Origin of the sequence: Mariniflexile sp. HMF6888 (genome assembly GCF_044335535.1) — a bacterium.
Taxonomy (GTDB): domain Bacteria; phylum Bacteroidota; class Bacteroidia; order Flavobacteriales; family Flavobacteriaceae; genus Mariniflexile.
Map to the genome: position 1 here is coordinate 443,059 of NZ_JBIQVZ010000002.1, position 17,714 is coordinate 460,772.

Genomic DNA, 17,714 nt, shown 5'->3' on the forward strand with positions numbered 1-17,714 from the left:
ATCTTTACAAAATGATTAATGATACCATGACAAAAAACACGAGTCCTAAGTTTAAACTTGATACCATTCACGATGCCATTGAAGCCATTAGAAATGGTAAAGTAATTATAGTTGTAGATGATGCCAACCGCGAAAATGAAGGCGATTTTGTAGCTGCTGCCGATAAAGTAACCCCTGAAATGATAAACTTTATGGCCACTGAAGGTCGAGGTTTAATATGTGCACCACTTACCGAAAACCGTTGTAAAGAATTAGAATTAGGCATGATGGTGCGCAACAATACCGACCATATGGAAACGGCCTTTACCGTTTCGGTAGATTTAAGAGGTCAGGGTGTTTCAACAGGAATTTCAGCGAGTGATAGAGCCAAAACCGTAAAAGCACTTACAGACCCGAATACCAAATCCTTTGATTTAGCCAGACCAGGACATATTTTCCCTTTAGTCGCTAAAGAAGGTGGTGTATTAAGACGTACAGGGCATACTGAAGCTGCTATAGATTTTGCAAGACTTGCAGGTTTAAAACCTGCTGGTGTTATTGTTGAAATCATGAATGAAGATGGTACCATGGCGCGTTTGCCAGAACTCATGAAAGTTGCTAAAAAGCTGGATGTTAAAATAGTCTCCATTGAAGATTTAGTGGCCTACAGAATGCAACACGACTCATTGATTGAGAAAAAAGAAGATTTTGAAATAGAAACCCGGTTTGGAAGTTTTAGATTAAGAGCCTACAAACAAACAACTAATAATCAAATACATATAGCTTTAACAAAAGGGTCTTGGAAAGATAATGAAGAGGTACTTACAAGAATAAATTCAACATTAATAAATAATGATATTTTAGGTACGCTTACCAATAATGTTGATGCCCAATTAAATAATATGTTTCAGGTGATTAATAATGAAGGTAAAGGTGCTATCATCTTTATTAATCAAGAATCACAATCCATGAACATACTAAACAGGTTATCTGTAATAAAAGAAAACCAAAAACCTAATATCGTATATAAAGCACCAAAAATAGATATGGATGCCCGCGATTTTGGTATTGGCGCTCAAATATTACACGATCTAAACATTCATAAACTGCGTTTAATTTCTAATACAAAACAAACCAAACGTGTTGGTTTGATTGGTTATAGTTTAGAAATTGTAGAGTATGTAAATTACTAAAACTACAAAGATGCTTTAATAATTTCAACCATTTTAGACGCTCTGGCTTTTACTTCGGCTTCTGTCCATGATAGTTTTATTAAACAGGACAGATTTCTACCAATATAATGGTCAGATTGTGGAAATTCCTTGATTTTAAGAGATTCCAGTCCGTTTTTCACCTCTGTAGGTATTGGGAATAATGATTTTATCTCTTTTAAATGATCCCATTTCCGAATGTAATGCCAATTGTTATTATAGTATTGAAAACAAGCATCTATGCCTTGGGTTTTAAATGCTTCTGAAACTTTTAGCGAGGTTTCTAAATCTGGTAAAAAGAAATTTAAGAAGCTATAGTTTTCTTCTCCACCTTCAGGAACTGTTCTAAAAGTTACTTCAGGAATTTGGGACAATGCATCTCGTAAAATGGTATAATTTAACTTTTGGACTTTTAAAATTTCAGATAAGCGTTTTATTTGTGCTAAACCAACCGCTGCATGAAGTTCTGAAATTCTGAAATTGTACCCTAAAAATGGGTGTGATTCCAATCCCCTATCATTACCAATATGATCGTGTCCATGATCGCTGTAATGGTCGGAATTAATATAATAATCTTTATTATTTGTTATTACCGCACCTCCTTCACCACAGGTAATGGTTTTTACAAAATCGAACGAGAAACACCCCAAATCGCCGATACTCCCCAGAGCTTTGTTTTTATAAGTAGCACCAATGGCTTGACAGGCGTCTTCTACCAATAACAGGTTGTGTTTACTACAAATATCTTGAAGTGCGTCTATATGTCCCATACTACCACACATATGGACTACCATTACCGCTTTTGTTTTTGGCGTGATGGCATCTTCTACTGCTTTTGGGCTAAGTGTTAAGGTATCGTCTATCTCCACCAAAACAGGGATGGCACCAAGCATCATAACAGCTTCAAAACTGGCTACAAAGGTAAAGGTTGGTAAAATAACCTCATCACCTGCTCCAACGCCAGCTACTGCCAAGGCTACCGATATGGCTGCGGTACCACTTGATACTAATTGTGCATGGTTTACTTTAAAAGTAGTTTCTAATGCCCTTTCCAATTCTTTGGCTTTCCAATGGCCATTACGCATCCCATCGAATCCGTAGCGCATGAGCACGCCATTTTCTAATACATCGTTTACTTCGTTTCTTTCTAAATCTCCAAATAATTCAAATCCTGGCATATTTATTTTCTTTAGTGTTTGGTGTGTTTGCGTTAGGGGTTGCAGCGGCATCTTTTTTTGCGAAACGTAGGAACAATACACATTTATTGAACCGAACGTATATGGATAGCGAGATCCTGAAACAAGTTCGGGACTGCTTCGCAGAAAGATATAGCGGAAAACCCGACCCTTGCGGTAACGCCCAAATATTTTGTATTAATTATAATTCTATTACTGCTTCGTTTATTGATTTTCTAACTTTAATAAAGTTGGCAAAAATATCGGTTTCGTCTCTATAACCTACAGGCAGCAATAATACCGATTTTAAACCCATTTTGCTTAATTGTAATGTCTTATCTATAGCTTCTGGCAAAAAACCCTCCATTGGGCAGGAATCGATTCCCTCTATAGCACAAACTGTCATTAAATTACCTAGCGCAATGTAAGCTTGGTTTTTGGACCATTGTAGACGTTCTGTGACTGACATGTTTTGCATCATTTTAATGAGGTCTTCTCTATAAGGTCGTAAAATGGTCTCAGGGGTGTTCCTTGTGGTTTTTATATTATTATAATAAGCAACAACGTCTGTGTCCAAAATGTCTTCCTGCATGCAAATAACCAATAAATGTGAGGCTTCTAAAACTTGCTTTTGGTTATATGCATGTGCGACTAAGGATTGCCTTAATGACTCATCCTCTACAATTATTAATTTGATGGTTTGTAACCCGAATGATGTTGCTGTTAAATTGAACGCTTGCTTTAAAATATCCAGTTTTTCTGAAGATAGTTTTTTGGTTGCATCGAACTTCTTTGTTGCATAGCGCCACTTAAGCTGCTTGATAATATCCATTTATTGATTTTAGTTTTTACAAAAATAAGCTAATAGTAAAAGCATGGAAATTTATTTTTAAAAAAATAGAATTTTATTTGAAAGAATTAAAAAAGGGTTCTATATTTGCACCCGCATTCAGGGAATACCTGATGAGGCACTCAAGGAGAAATGGCAGAGTGGTCGAATGCGGCAGTCTTGAAAACTGTTGAGGGTCACACCTCCGGGGGTTCGAATCCCTCTTTCTCCGCTAGGAAATAATCAAATTCCTATAAAACCCTGTAAATTAAATGTTTACAGGGTTTTTAATTTTCAATAATGTCAAATATCACCATTAAATAGGATTTAAGCATAAATTCTGGTTAATCTAAAAAAAATTCTACATTTTTAACCCCTCTAAACTGCGCTCTAAAGGCTTTAATTTTGGCATTAAAAGATTCAGCCGACGCATTTGTGCTTCGATTTATGAAGTAGTTCAGTATTGACCTGTAGTTTATTGTTATTGTATTTGCAATAGTATTAAAAGCCTTGAACCTTGTTAGTTCTACATCTTTAAAACGCCTTATAAAAACCACGTTTCTGCAATGATAGTACTGGTGGACGGTATGATAAAACAACCCCAGGTCTCTACTTTGAATTATCGGGAGAAGAATTTAGAATTTACAGCGGTTGCTTTAATTTAACTACTAATCAAATTGAAAAAATAAGGTCACACATCCACAACAATTTAAGCAAGTTTGATGCTCTAATAAATGACACTGATTTCAAAAATACCTTTGGTGAAATCAAAGGAGAAAAATATAAACGTATTCCAGTCAAATATCAAGATTCAATAGAAATACAACCATTACTATTAAATAAAACGTTTTCTTTTTATAAAAAATATGAAACTGATTTAGCATTAAAGTCTGAACTTTTGGAAACCATATTAAACGATTATAATAAATGCTTAGACATAAATAAGTTTTTGTTGGAAGCATTGGAGAACTAATGCCAGTGTACAACACAGAACTGAGTTTAAATTTCTTTATTCTACAATGTTAATTATGATTTTCTTAAAATTTTAAACCCTTGTAATACAATATCTTAAACACTATTACTCAAGTATGGTTCACCTAATTGCATACTAAAGTCTATAAGAACATGTTATTATTTTTTACACCAAAGAACCTTTCTTAATTTAAACTTTGCAAAAAACTTTTATACTGTGCATTATTTGGATACAATTGAACTAATTTCATCAATATGTTTTTAGCCTTTTCTATTTCTCCCATCTTATAATAATGAAATGCTAATGCATACAACAGACTTTCGTTGTTTGAATCAATTTTCAATCCATTAATGAGTGTTTTTTCTGCTTTGGATGACTCTTGGATTTTGTCATATAGCAAGCCTAAATTGTAATAAACCCTGATGTTTTCAGGCATTAAACGATTTGCTTTTTGCATCTGATCAATTGCTTCATCAGTTCGTTCCAATTCAGCATATAATAGCCCTAACGAATAATAAGCAGGCCCATATTTTGGTTCTTGTAATATAACCATTTTATAGGCCTCTTCAGATTTTTTGAATTCTTGGTTACTGTAATACAGGTTTGCCAAATCCAATCGTACATTATTGTTGATATTGTCTATTTGCAATGCTTTCTCATAACCTTCTATTCCTTTTTGGAGATTCCCTTGTTTTAAATAATATTTAGCTCTTCTTGCTTGTCCTCCTACAAAATCTGAATTTGTTTTTAGGTAATCATAAAATTCCCTTTTCACCTTTTGATAATTGGTTTTATATTTTTCTGGCACTTGTGTTTCTGGCAAACCACCAAGGCTATAAAATGCTTTAATGCGAACCGTCCTCTTGTTATCATTTAAAAGAGGGAGAAGGTAGTTGTTGTAATCTGTAGTATTTATTTCACCCAATACATCTAAGGCAGTTCCACGTACCAGTGCAGACTCATCATTTAAATACGATATAAACTTGTCAATCAACACTTTTGCTTCGTAATGGGATAATGCCTTGACTGCCGAAGCCCTTACAAAATCAGATTGTTTTTTGTCATTTATTAATTCTGATAAGCCTACAGCTCCATTATGCTCGCCTAAAATTCCAGGGACTAATTTATCAGAAAAATGGGTGGAGTCAACTTGCCCGAACAAATTCTTAAACTCAGCCCAAGCCCATTCGTCTGTTTTATCCTTGTGGCAGCCTGAACAAGCATTGGGAGTTCCATATTTTAAACTTAAGTCCGGTCTGGGTATTCTAAAACTATGGTCCCTTCTAAAATCATTCCCCATATAATATTTGCCAGGCATATGGCAATTTACACACTTGGCACCTTCTGTGTTTTCTTCATGAAAATGGTGTTTAGGTGTATTGAATTTTTCTGGCAAATGGCATTGTAAGCACAGGGCATTTCCTTCAAACCGTAACTTTAGGGAATGGGAATTGTGGCAATTATTGCAGGCAACATTGTTTTGGTACATTTTGCTCTGAACAAAAGATCCATATACATAATCCTCGTCCAAGATTTGTCCATCTGAATGGTAAATAGGTTCTTCTATTAATTGCGGGAAATAATGGTCTAATAAAGTCCCTGCAAAGTTGAAATTCGAAGAAAACTGTTCTCGTCTCATATGGCACCTGGCACATTGGTCTACCAGTTCTTTTGGTGCCATTCCTACGGTCATATGCATGGTGCCTGAGCTTTTATACTTATCACCAAATTTTTTGACATCGTCTACATGTTGTTTTCCAGGTCCATGGCAAGCTTCACAGCTTACATTGATGAGAGCGTATTTTGTGTTATAACTGGTTGTTTGCTCATCATAGTTCTCCCTTACATTGGTAGAATGGCAATCAGAACACATATTATTCCAGTTTAAGCCTCCTCTGGACCAATGAAGCCATTCTGAATGCACCACTTTAAAATCCGGATACAGGTCAAACCATTTCTTCTTAACCACATCCCAAGCTGTTCTAAGGCATTGGTAATGTCCATCAGGAAATTTTACAATATATTGTTGTAATGGTCTTACCCCAAAAGTATAAACAATCCTATAATCATGGTTTTTGCCATCAGGGCCTTCCGTGTTAACAAAAAAACCTCCATCTTTTTTAAAAAAATGAGAAGTGATTCCTTGGCTTGTAAATTTTTCTCCATTAAAATGGGCTAAAACAGATTTGCTATCTGCTATTTGCATGGCCTTATCATGATCGGAACCTTGCCAGTCCTTAAACTCTTTTTGGTGGCATTCCTTGCATTTTTGGTCTCCTAAAAAATGACTATCTGGAATTGCCTTTGCAGATATAAATGAATTGTCCTTTGTTATTTTCTCATATCTTTCTTCTTTTTTACATGAAAAAATAGTGCATATAAATAATAAATAAAATATTCGAAGTTGCATAAATTTGATAAAAAAATGAATGATAAAACTACAAATAACGTCTATTATTTTTACACTCCCAGACTGATAATAAAAACATCATTTAATTTGGCTTGCTCTAATAAAAAATATAATTCTTCACAACTCACTTGTATTGTTTTTGATGTCCGTCATGTTTGGGTCGTTACTCATTTAACACAGCTTCATTCTGCCCTTGCCAAGGTTTTTTTACGCGATGCGGTGAGACCAACACCCATTCCCGGGTAAGTATATTTAATCGCTTATGTGGGTAATCATCGTATAAATCCGTATTCATATTGATAATCTATGGTACTTTTAATGGTTTATAACCCCTGTTCCATTTAATAATTTAACGTAATAAATCTAGCATTCTTTATTAAACTCCTTTTGTAAGCTTCAGAAATAAAAGTTTTGAACGACTAGGTCTCTGATTTATGAATTTATTATCTGAAGACCCCTCCAGAATATTGAAAATGCTCACTTTCTTCACTTTCACTCTTAAAAAGTGCATTTGCTTTTTCTACTATTTCAGGGTGCTGTGATGATATATCATTTTTCTCGAATAAATCTTCTGTTAAATTATAAAGTTCTGTATGATAATTATCCCCTCGTCGAACGGCTTTCCATTTGCCCTTTCGAACGGCTTGACTAAACCCTTCTATGGAAGGTCCTTCTTGTATTTCCCAATATAAAAAATCGTGTTGCTTTTGAGGTTTGCCTATTAATTCTGGCATGAACGAGATGCCATCTATTCTGTGAGGGATGGTAGTATTGGCAACCTCAGCCAAAGTTGGCATGACATCATAGAACGTTGCTTGATGGTCGCTCACTGCGTTTTTACTAATTTTTCCTTTCCAATAAGCAATCATCGGAACACGTATGCCTCCCTCATACATGTCACGTTTTTTTCCTTTCAAACCTCCCGAACTTTTAAAAAATAAATCATCGTGGTAGTTTTCTTTATGGGGACCGTTATCACTACTAAAGATAATAAGGGTGTTATCCAACTCACCTATCTCAATTAATTTGTTAAACAGCCTTCGTATCTGTGAGTCCAACATTGTAATTCTAGCAGCATGGCGACGTTCAATTTCAGGCCACTCTTGTATTTTATCAGCATATAAATCTGTTTCGCTCAAGAAAAATTCATGGGCGTGCGGTATACGGTAAGACATATAAAGAAAAAACGGCTTGTCAGTGCTTTTATCGTCTAAATAATCAAGAGCAAAATTTGTTCTAAATTCATCAAGGCATTTATAGTTATTATAATTGTAAAAAACCGAATCCCGATTATTGTTAACCCAATGAACACGCTCATCAATTTCATCACCTTTATTATTTGTTCCCCACTGCTCTTGTACTGCATAATCAAATCCCCTGCTTTTGGCCCAAGTGGATATATCTTCAGGCACACCTAAATGCCATTTACCAATCATTGCTGTTTGGTAACCTGCTTCTTGTAGCATTTCACCAATTGTTTTTTCAGACTTCTTTAAAGGCACTCTATTCCATGAACCATTTATTCTACCTGCATTGCCACGAATAGTTACGTGACCCGTGTGTAAACCCGTCATTAATACGGCTCTTGAAGGTGAACATACGGAGGTTCCCGCATAAAAATCCGTAAACCGCATGCCTTGAGACGCTAGGGAATCCAAGAATGGTGTTCTAATTATTTTTTGACCATAGGAGCCTAATTCCCCATAGCCCATGTCATCAGCTAAAAGAAAAACAATATTAGGTTTCTTCTCTGAATTGGATTCTTTATAAAGAACTTTTTGAGCGAAGGTACTCGATTCCTTACATGATAAAGCATTAAAAGATATAATGAATATTATTAAAGTATGAAATGTTACTGAAATACAATTAAATCTTGAATTGAAAATGTTGTTTATTTTTAACATACTATAATTTATTTAATAATTTACTTTTCTAAATCCTTTCATTTGAAAATTCTAATCATTAGGTATTGAGAATGTCCCCATATTCAGTTTTCCTTCATCAGAATAAAACAAATAAAAAGTATTATTTAGTGCTATTAATTTAGGAATAGACCTACCTTCTCCTGCATTGGTATATCTTTCTGTACTTTTTGTTTCTGTCCAATGATTTCCACCATCTATAGAGTATTTATAAACTATTTCCCCTTTATTCATTTTGGCAATACATGATTCATCATCATCACACAAGTCTGGTCTGCTCTTTAAAGCTATAGCCATTATAACCTCGCCTCCAGAAAGGGTAAAAACGGCTGATAAGCCACTAGATAAATGCCATTCTCCTAAATCTGAAAACAATAGCTTATCGTCAGTATATAATCTATTTCCATTCTTTATTAAGTTGTAATAAACGGACTGAAAAGCACCATATGAATAAATACCGATACCGTCTTCATTAAAAGTTATATCTGGATTAGATTTTCTACCTATTCCTTGAGATATATTATTTTTGGAATTCTCCAGTTGGTTTATAAAATCCGTTCCTTCCAAGGCATTAAAATACCAAATACTTCCATCTGGCCAAGGGTTACCCGACAGCATATATACTTTCCCATTATTATATCGCATTTGAAAATTAGCATCCAATCTACTATAACTTGTCTCAAACTTTCCTAAGCGTTGAATTCCTTTAGGTGTGACCTCATAAAAGCTAAAAAGATTTTTTATATCTTCTTGTCCTGTTGGGTCAGTATGTACCAAATACGCATCTCCATTATCCAATGCTGCAAGTCCTACAACATAATTTCTTTTTACAGGCTCAGAAACCTGCATATTTCTTATAAGCCAATTACCAGTAGAATCCTTTTTACTATAATTTAGAATATGACCTTCATTCCAATTACCTCCTTCTCTTGTTAAGGTATGAACTGTTCCATTTTTACTTACTCCTATAGCGGGTTCATAATCCATTGGTTGCTGTCTTGAATCTGCAATCCTATTATCTTCAAAGACAATATTACCCACAGTATCTAGCTCATAGTAATGGGCAGCGATGATATGTATTTTATTTTTAAAGGAAACTACATCAAATTGATTCCCTTCAACAACACTGTTAGTAAACTTCCATTCTTCCTGTCCAAATGTGACGTTTAATCCAAAAAAAAATACAAGAAGCATACAAGTTGTTTTATATTTTAAACAGTTGAAATCATTAGATGTTATTTTAATATATGTTTTCATCATTTTATTAAATATTTTATAATTAATTTTTCAATTAATTTTTATTTACAATTGAATTTAGCTTGCTATTAGATTTATTTCTGAACCCTAAACTTATCTGAAGTATTTATTTTGATTATTTTTCATTAACAACAGAAGCACCGTATAACCAATTATTGTCCAACTTTAAATTCTCTGTGTTTTTTGATTGCAAAAATATTTCTGTTGATTCTTTGGTATTACAATTATGAATATAAATGTCATTACTATTGCTTAATTTTATAATTGCCTCATTGTTCTCTATATTTTCAGATTTAAAACCATCAATATCAACAGTTTCTCCATTGTCAATAGTTAAAGGATTTCCGTTTTCACAGTTAACAGTGACATCTATGAATTTGGCATTTTCTATAAAACTAGTTTGAAATCCGTTTTTGGAAGTAAAGTTTGAGTTTACTATAGATAAACCCTCAACAGGAGCCTCTGGTAAGCCTTTTACAATAAGAGCATTTTCAACATTAACAGCAGTAATATTACTTAACTGAATATTCTTAAAAAACGGTGTTTCAATGGTAACCGGTAATTTAGCCGTATCCTTATTCCCATAATACATGTCAATGGAAATAGCAGTTGTAACATTATTCATTATAATATTATCAGCCCTATAATTTTCAACAACACCTCCTCTTCCTCGACCTGTTTTAATTCTAATACCACGTAAAGTTCCGTTAAAAACACAATTAGAAATAGTTACATTTCTAACATCCCCGGACATTTCACTTCCTATGCCTATTGCACTATGCCCATGGGCAAAAGTGCAATTGCTAATAACGATATTCTCACACGGTTTTGCCACCCTTCTTCCATCTTCATTATATCCCGATTTAATTGTAATACAATCATCCCCACAATCAACAAAACAATTTAATATCCGTACATTTTTACACGATTCCGGATTGATCCCATCTGTATTTGGCGAATCATAAGGTTGAATTATTGATATTTTTTCTATGGTTACATTTTCACAGTACACAGGGTGAATGGTCCATGAAGGTGAATTCACTATAGTCAATTCAGAAATCAAAACGTTGGTACAATTATAAAGATTTATCATTCTTGGTCGTGGTACTCTTAATGGACTTCCGACAGGATTGTCAGGTTCCCTTTCTGTTATTCCATTTTTTGCTCTAATATCTCGGGTTTTATAAAATGCTTCCCACCAAGCTTCACCTTGTCCGTTAAGCATTCCTCTTCCGGTAATGGTAACATTTTGTAAATCATGTCCCGTAAATAAGGAGGCATACACTTTCCTTTCAATCCCTTCCCATCGTCCATCAACAATGGGGCAGTTTTCAATAGTATCATCAAATAGAAGGGTAGCGCCAGAATAAACCTCAAAATAGATATTGCTCTTTAAAAACAATGCCCCTGTTACATAATTTCCCGGAGGCACTATAACTTTTCCACCTCCATTGGCATTACAACTGTCTATGGCTGTTTGAATGGCATGGGTAGATAAGGTTGAACCATCACCTACGGCCCCATAATCCTTTATGTTATATATTCCATTTTCTTGCGAAAAACCTAATACTGGAAGACATATAATTTGAATAAGTAGTATGAATCTTTTCATAGTTTAAATAATTTTAAATAAAAGTGTATATGCTATTAAATCTTGTTTGTTTAATTATTTTTATTGCTTTATAAAAACCTCATCCTTAGGCACCTCCTCACTAACATCTACATGAATAGGATTGTCTAAATAATTATAAAGAATTATGTTTTTTGTAGTTTCTCCGAGAATTTTATACCGTTTTGGAGATGTAGAATTTACTATAACATCTACATCTATAGCGTCTTCTAAATTTATAATCTTGTTGTCGCTATCTCTTACTGTTAATCCTTCAATACTCAAATTTTTAATATACTTTCCATTTAAAATATCTGTAGCTTCTGAGCGTATCAAAATATTTTTCAATGAAAGTCCATCCACATTTTTGATTTTCATCCCCTCAACGGAGCTAATGTCCATATTGCTAAAACTAATGTCCTTAAAATTGCTTTCTCCCAATCCATACAAAAAAGCAGGATACTTAATATTGGACATGGTTATGTTTGAAAAATGAATGTTTTCAAGTTTTGGTGTACTCTTGTTTATGGGCATATACTGAATGGAATCTTTATCGTAATACATGGCATTAATATGTATCGCTGCCGGAACCCCATCATAACAATAGAGAATATCCTTGATAATAACATTGTTTACCCTTACATTTTTGATATAGCCCCCACGATCCCTGTTGGTTTTAATATGAATTCCTTTTCCCGTATTTTCCATAAAGCAATTACTAATTACCACGTCTTCAATACCTGCAGACATTTCACTGCCTATTGCCACGCCCGCGGCGCCGTGTTTCATGGTACAATTACTTATCTGAATGTTTTTTGAGGGTTTATAATTTTCGCGAGCCTCAGGTCCTTTTCCCGATTTAATGGCAATGCAATCATCACCAACATCGATGACACAATTGGTGATTTTTACATTTCTACTGGATTCTGGATTAATACCATCTGTATTTGAAGATTCTTCAGGGTTTTTAATATAAACACCGTCTACGGTCACATTTTCACAATCTACAAAATGAACGGTCCAAAATGGAGCGTTTATTATTTTGATATCTTTTATCTTAATACGGGAGCTGTTTAAAAATTGAATAAAAAGTGGTCGTTGAAATCCGGACTGGTCTAAACTCTTTTTCTCAGGATTGTTTTTGGCAAAAATCCTCTGCCATTTATTTGGTTCTCTTTTAATTCCTTGTTTTTTGTCTTTTCGTATGTCCATAATAGCCTTTTGCCATACCGCTCCTTGTCCATCAACAGTGCCCATACCTATAATTGAAACATTTTGAAGATTGTTCCCATAAATCAAAGGTGAAAACCCCATACCATTTGCTCCCTGAAACCTCGTTGGAACCATGGGAAGGTAATCATCAAAATCCTCACTGAATTTTACAATTGCCCCTGCATCAATGTGAAGCGTGATATTGTTTTTTAAATGGATTGGTCCAGTGAGATAATCACCCGCGGGAAAATAAACCGTTCCTCCTCCTTGTGATGAAGCTTTTTCTATAGCGGCTTTTATCGCCAATGTATTTTTATATACACCATCATTTTTGGCTCCATAGTCAAGTACATTTATAACATTTTGTGCATGTCCTATCGTTACAACAAAAAACAGAATCATTCCAAGTAATAGGTTAAAAAAAATCTTATTCATAGTTACTTATTAAATTAAATTGTTATTTTAATTGAGTTGCAGCCTTCATCTCATCTACCATTATTGTAAAGCTTCCCTTTTCTACAACGCGTTCCATTTTTTGGTTCCATAATGAAAATGTTTTATATGGAATTTTAATTTCAATGGGCCTTGTTTCATTTGGTAATAATTTAACTTTATAAAAAGCCGCTAAGGACTTCACAGGTGTTGTCACTGATGCATAGTCATCACTTACATAAACAAGTATAGTCTCTTCGACAGGCATATTGCCGCTATTAGATACATTAAACTTAACGCTTACTGGCTGTTCATTCGTAATCTCATCATCTACAACTAGATTATTATATGTAACTGTAGTATAATGCATACCTGAGCCAAATTCATATAAAAATTCGGTTGGCTCATCGTTATATTCCCTGAAATATGCTGCGGGCCTATAATTATAAAACGCAGGCAACTGACCTGAGCTTAACGGAAAGGTTATAGGTAGTTTGCCAGAAGGATTATAACGACCAAAAATAATATCGGCCAAAGCTTGCCCACCAAACTCTCCTGGTTCCCATGCGTAAATTACGGCACTGGCCAACTCTTTTGCTTTTTTAATAGCTCTCGGTTTACCTGAAATAATAATAACTACAACAGGTTTGCCTGCATCATAAGCTGCCTGTATCAGTTCTTCTTGTCTACCAAATAAATTTAAATTTGCACTATCTGAGTTTTCTCCACTAGTTCGGACAACTTCTGTACTACGAGTAGGATTATCACCCAAGACCAAAACGGTAATATCCGATTCTGATGCCCGTAATTTGGTCTCTTCAATATCCTTATCAGAAATGTTACTATGGTCTCCACTTGCATAGTAATCTAAAGTTATTTGTTCATTTTTAAAGGCTTCCAAAATCGTGATAATTTGATCATCCTCCTGGCTTGCCGACCAATCTCCAAGTATGGTTTGGTTGTTGGCATTAGGGCCTGTTAAAAAAATACGGGTTTGTTTTAAACTCTTTAATGGTAATAGATTTCTTTTGTTTTCCAGTAATACCATAGACTTTTGTGCCGCTTCCAATGCTATTGCCTTTGCTGTATCTGATCTTAAATTAACTTTAGAGGGATCCACCAATACGTTCTCAAAAAGGCCTAACTTAAACTTATAAGCTAAAATACTTTTTACAGCTTGCTCAATTCGTTTTTCCGGAATTTCACCTTTCTCTACTTGTGATACTACAGTTTCGAAAAAACCTGGACCATGCATGTTCATATCAATTCCTGCATTCACGGCCAGCCTATTAGCTTCCTCTTGTGAAGACGCTATTCTATGTAATGAATGAAGTCGTTTCACATCCATCCAATCACTGACTATAAATCCATTGAAACCTAATTCATCCCGAAGTCGTGTTTTAAGCAAGTATTCGTTAGCGTGACAAGGAATGCCATTCAAATCATGGTGAGCAGCCATTATGGTTGCACATCCCTCATTAACAATGCTCTCAAACGGAGGTAGCCAAATTTCATTAAGAGCTCTTTCTGAAGCATCCATAGGACTAAAATTGAGACCTCGCAAAGGTTGGCTTCCAGCCACAAAATGTTTTCCACAAGCTAGAACACTTGTTTCTAATTCATTATTTTGATATCCTTTAACCATAGCACGTCCCATTTCTCCAACCAAAAACGGATCTTCTCCAAAGGTTTCTCCGATACGTCCCCAACGTGCATCTCGACCAACATCTACATTTGGAGAAAACGTCCAGTGACAACCCGTTTGCCTCATTTCTATAGCCGTAATAGTTGCTATTTTTTTTACCAATAAGGTATCAAATGTACTGGCCATACCAATTGGTGTAGGAAAAACGGTTGCGCCTTCATATCGGGCGTGACCATGTATGGCATCTTCTGCAATAAGTAATGGGATTTTAAGTCTAGATTGCAATGCAATACTTTGAAGAAAATTAGCTTCATCCACTCCTTTAACAAGTAAAAAAGACCCAATCTCCCCATTTTTTATCCGAGCTTTTACATCATTAACACCTAGACCTGGATAGAACTCTTTTTTACCTTGGTTCTCTATATCATCCAATTGATCTGCACTTGTTAAACCTTGCATGTACTTCAATCCTACATACTGCGTCATCTGACCAACTTTTTCTTTTAGTGTCATCCGACTATAGAGGTCATCAACACGTTCTTCAACCGGAAGCTGAGGGTTGAGATACTCTTGGGAAAACGATAAGAAAACGTTTCCTGTTAAAATGATAAAAATTATAGCTTTTCGAACCATTTGTTTTCTATTTAAATTGGTGTTTTTATTATTCAGTTGACATTTTAGATTGAACGATTAAAGTCCCTTGAGCCTGTATATTCTTGTAATGAGCCACTATTTTAAATTCTGTTTTATTATTACCTGTCTTTAAGATAATTGATGATATGCCAGCTTTAATTTCAGCAGGATTATCGCCTATCAACTTGCCATCATTACCTGAAATAATCGTAAACTGAACTAGCCCTTTTTCATAAGGAAGTATGGTTCCGTTTCCATCCTTAACCACTGCCCTAACAAAAATTTCATCGTTGGTAGAGGCTTGAATGCCACTCTCATCAAACTCAATAGTCATATTTTTGAACTCATTTGGCGTACTTACAGAATCACGGGCAACAGGTTCTCCTTGTATATAACCAATAGCTTCAAGAGTGCCTGCTTGAAATTCTTCTATTTTGAATGTAAATGGTGGATTTTTAAGATTTGTTGAAATTCTGTTGACATCTGGCTTTTGTTTGGCTATTTGCTCACCATTTAAAAGCAAGGCAACTTCATCACAATTACTAAACACCCTAACATCTAATGACGATTCTGGAGTCCAATAACTAGCAATAGAAACCATTGGTGACGCCTTCTCTTCTAGAGTACGTTGACTTCTATAAAAATCGTAACTGAATTTTGGAAGTCTATCGATACTCATAATTCCGGAAGCTTCCAAATCATCATGATAGCCTCTATTATAATCAAACATTACCCAATAACCATCAGCATGCGCTGGTGTATAAAGGTTGTCGTTATGTGCTTCTTGAATGTTTGTAGCCTGTTGCAAAAGTGCCTTTTCTCCAAATTCCAGCAATTGCCTACTGGTTCGGTCAGATTCGTTAAGATCGTTCCAACTATCTTGATTTAAACCTGCGTTTTGAGCATAGTATTCCCAGTCTCCATATTCTGATACATTATATGGTTTCTTAGTTTCAACAGTATTATCATGTCTATGTTGTCTAGCTTGCAAATAAATATCATATCCATATTCCATCCATCCAGCAGTCAGTGGCTTATCATTAGGATATTCCTCTTGTACTGCTTTAATTAATCTATCTATAAACGCTTTTGGCATTTGGGTCTCATTTAAAGATGCTTCCCAAGCTAATACGCAGGGGTTGTTGCGATCTCTTCTAATCATATCTCTTGTTGTTTGTTCTATTTGGTCTGCGAATTTTGGGTCTTCATTAAAATATTGCCAACCAGGTATGGCATCCAAAACAAACAACCCTAACGAGTTACATGCCTCCATAAATGCAGGGGCATGTGGATAATGGGACAGCCTAACATAGTCGAAACCGCCTTCTTTTATTTTTACTGCATCGCGCCATTGGCTATTATCACTTATAGCATAGCCTAAATAGGGATAATCTTGGTGCCGGTTAACACCACGTAGAAACATTGGTTCTCCGTTTACGTAAAGCTTTTGCTCTTTAAATTCTATCTTTCTAAAACCTATGGTGTGGGATTCTTTATCAATAATTTGACCCGATTTAGAAATGATGCTCGTTACTAAACTATAGGTTTTGGGGTCCATTGGGCTCCATAAATCTGGAGATGGCACACTCATTTTAAGAATAACCTCTTTATCTTGGGAGGGGTCAAGGTGTTCTTCCGTCGAAAGCGTTTTTACTATTAGTTTATCTTCTTTATATAACTCGGATAGAACTATAAACTGCTTATCTACATCATACTCATTTCTTACATGAACTTTTATTGAAGCCAATGCCTCATCTTTTGATATCTTGGGATAGGTTACAAATACACCTCCAGATGCCGGCTTATTTTCTAAAATGGGATCTGTAATGTATAATTTATCTTTCACAATAAGCCATGCATTTCTATACAAACCACCATAGGTATTAAAATCTAAAATTTTTAAAGGTTTTGGCCCTGTTATTGGGCTATCCTCATTATTAAGTTTAACAGATACTACATTTTTCCCTTCATTAAGAAATTTGGACATATCTACAACAACGGGTAAAAAACCACCTAAATGTTGAGTCACATGACTGTTATTTATCCAAACATCCGCCACATTCATGGCGCCATCAAGTTTTAACCAAAATGTTTTGCCCAATTGATCTTTAGTGAGATCAATGGTCTTTCTATACCAACAAATGCCCTGCCATTGTTCTAAGGTAACATAAGGTTCGAGGTTAGCCGTATGCGGTAAAGTAACTGTTTTCCAATCTTCATCAGGAAAATCAACCCCTATTGGAAGCATTTTATTATTTTGATCTTGTGCCTCCAATCTTATAAACTTCCAATCTTGATTAAAAAGGAACGTCGTTTCGATTTCCGACCCCTTTTTAACATTGGACGTTGAATTACAGGAAAAAACCAGCACTAAAATTAAATTGGCTAAAACTGATAAAAAATTGGACTTAAGTTTCATATTGATTT

Annotated in this window: 11 protein-coding genes, 1 tRNA gene and 2 pseudogenes; 3 read left to right on the top strand and 11 right to left on the bottom strand. The window is 34.9% G+C overall.

Annotation, left to right across the window (positions count from 1 at the left end; translation table 11 throughout):
- Positions 1-26 precede the first annotated feature (26 nt).
- The gene (gene ribB, locus ACGLWY_RS07195) at positions 27-1,172 is read left to right on the top strand and encodes a 3,4-dihydroxy-2-butanone-4-phosphate synthase (protein WP_396619001.1); all 1,146 of its coding nucleotides are present in this window, start codon (positions 27-29) and stop codon (positions 1,170-1,172) included.
- 2 nt (positions 1,173-1,174) lie between these two features.
- On the opposite strand, the gene ACGLWY_RS07200 is transcribed toward ribB, so the two are convergent.
- Both ACGLWY_RS07200 and ACGLWY_RS07205 read right to left on the bottom strand, forming a co-directional pair.
- Positions 1,175-2,368 carry a DegT/DnrJ/EryC1/StrS family aminotransferase gene (locus tag ACGLWY_RS07200; protein ID WP_396619002.1) on the bottom strand — a complete coding sequence of 398 codons (1,194 nt, stop codon included), beginning with the start codon at positions 2,366-2,368 and terminating at the stop codon, positions 1,175-1,177.
- A 199-nt stretch (positions 2,369-2,567) separates the two neighbouring features.
- Positions 2,568-3,197: an NAD(P)H-dependent oxidoreductase gene (locus tag ACGLWY_RS07205; RefSeq protein WP_396619003.1), complete on the bottom strand. Its 630-nt coding sequence runs from the start codon at positions 3,195-3,197 to the stop codon at positions 2,568-2,570.
- Positions 3,198-3,341: 144 nt separating this feature from the next.
- On the opposite strand from ACGLWY_RS07205, the gene ACGLWY_RS07210 reads away from it, so the two are divergent.
- Positions 3,342-3,426 (top strand) — tRNA-Ser (locus ACGLWY_RS07210).
- Between the two features lie 112 nt (positions 3,427-3,538).
- Here the strand turns inward: ACGLWY_RS07210 and ACGLWY_RS07215 are convergent.
- Positions 3,539-3,751 carry a transposase gene (locus ACGLWY_RS07215; RefSeq protein ID WP_396619004.1) on the bottom strand — a complete coding sequence of 71 codons (213 nt, stop codon included), beginning with the start codon at positions 3,749-3,751 and terminating at the stop codon, positions 3,539-3,541.
- A 47-nt stretch (positions 3,752-3,798) separates the two neighbouring features.
- On the opposite strand from ACGLWY_RS07215, the pseudogene ACGLWY_RS07220 reads away from it, so the two are divergent.
- A pseudogene (locus ACGLWY_RS07220) lies at positions 3,799-4,167 on the top strand (DUF2461 family protein); the annotation flags it as partial.
- 184 nt (positions 4,168-4,351) lie between these two features.
- Here the strand turns inward: ACGLWY_RS07220 and ACGLWY_RS07225 are convergent.
- The 8 genes and pseudogenes from ACGLWY_RS07225 to ACGLWY_RS07260 all read right to left on the bottom strand — a co-directional run bounded on the left by ACGLWY_RS07225 (position 4,352) and on the right by ACGLWY_RS07260 (position 17,706).
- Positions 4,352-6,577: a tetratricopeptide repeat protein gene (locus tag ACGLWY_RS07225; RefSeq protein WP_396619005.1), complete on the bottom strand. Its 2,226-nt coding sequence runs from the start codon at positions 6,575-6,577 to the stop codon at positions 4,352-4,354.
- Between the two features lie 166 nt (positions 6,578-6,743).
- Positions 6,744-6,872, bottom strand: a pseudogene (locus ACGLWY_RS07230) (galactose-1-phosphate uridylyltransferase); the annotation flags it as partial.
- Positions 6,873-7,020: 148 nt separating this feature from the next.
- Positions 7,021-8,481: an arylsulfatase gene (locus tag ACGLWY_RS07235; RefSeq protein ID WP_396619006.1), complete on the bottom strand. Its 1,461-nt coding sequence runs from the start codon at positions 8,479-8,481 to the stop codon at positions 7,021-7,023.
- Positions 8,482-8,532: 51 nt separating this feature from the next.
- A complete protein-coding gene (locus tag ACGLWY_RS07240; RefSeq protein ID WP_396619007.1) occupies positions 8,533-9,693 on the bottom strand; it encodes a hypothetical protein in 1,161 nt (386 codons plus the stop codon).
- Positions 9,694-9,871: 178 nt separating this feature from the next.
- Entirely contained in the window at positions 9,872-11,368 is a 1,497-nt protein-coding gene (locus ACGLWY_RS07245; protein WP_396619008.1) for a glycoside hydrolase family 28 protein, read from the bottom strand.
- A gap of 60 nt (positions 11,369-11,428) precedes the next feature.
- A complete protein-coding gene (locus tag ACGLWY_RS07250) occupies positions 11,429-13,012 on the bottom strand; it encodes a glycoside hydrolase family 28 protein (RefSeq protein WP_396619009.1) in 1,584 nt (527 codons plus the stop codon).
- A gap of 22 nt (positions 13,013-13,034) precedes the next feature.
- Positions 13,035-15,287 carry a glycoside hydrolase family 3 N-terminal domain-containing protein gene (locus ACGLWY_RS07255; protein ID WP_396619010.1) on the bottom strand — a complete coding sequence of 751 codons (2,253 nt, stop codon included), beginning with the start codon at positions 15,285-15,287 and terminating at the stop codon, positions 13,035-13,037.
- 28 nt (positions 15,288-15,315) lie between these two features.
- Positions 15,316-17,706, bottom strand: a complete 2,391-nt coding sequence (locus tag ACGLWY_RS07260) for a glycoside hydrolase family 2 TIM barrel-domain containing protein (RefSeq protein WP_396619011.1) — start codon at positions 17,704-17,706, stop codon at positions 15,316-15,318.
- Positions 17,707-17,714 lie beyond the last annotated feature (8 nt).